At 52.5% G+C, this 589-nt stretch carries 1 pseudogene; it reads right to left on the bottom strand.

The features are described 5' to 3' along the window. Positions 1–589, bottom strand: a pseudogene (locus AC1DE7_RS31785) (hypothetical protein); the annotation flags it as partial.

Consider the following 589-nt stretch of genomic DNA (forward strand, 5'->3'; position numbering starts at 1 on the left):
TAAAGGAAGTAGCCGTGCTTAACTCTCGTGCTGCTGAGACAACTTTACCAAATAATTGGTGCTTATAAGCCTCTTCTTGCTGCATCTTGCCCACGAAATCACCATTCAGATGATTCAGAAGTTGTAGGGCCGAAGGCTTAAAGGATCCTACACTTGGGATGTTCCCGATCAAGCCGATTGCTGCAGCGCCAACGACAACGGCCTGTGCCGCAATGGCTGGTGCACCTCCAAGCATACCCAAAACGGGGATCATGCCCGCCATGGCGACCGCTGCACCAAACAGGGAGACCTCCTTCATGTTAACCACGGAAGGCTGCATAGCAGCTGCTTCGGCTGCATTTGCTGCTTGAGCTGCCTCATATTGTTCAAGCGGAATAAGGGGCGGCTCCGGCGGCAAATCAGCTACCACGACCGGTGCCTTATGGCTGCCTTCCTGTTGGAGCAGTCCAGCACGAACATCAGCTTGTCCATCCAATATAAAGCTGCTTCCTCCGCCAAGAAGCCAAATTGCTTCAGGGGCGGTTGCTTTAATCTGACCTGCTTTAAGTGATAGACTGCCACCCTGAATCGAGATGTTACCTGCACTCTG

It is taken from the genome of Paenibacillus sp. 10L310 (assembly GCF_056395745.1).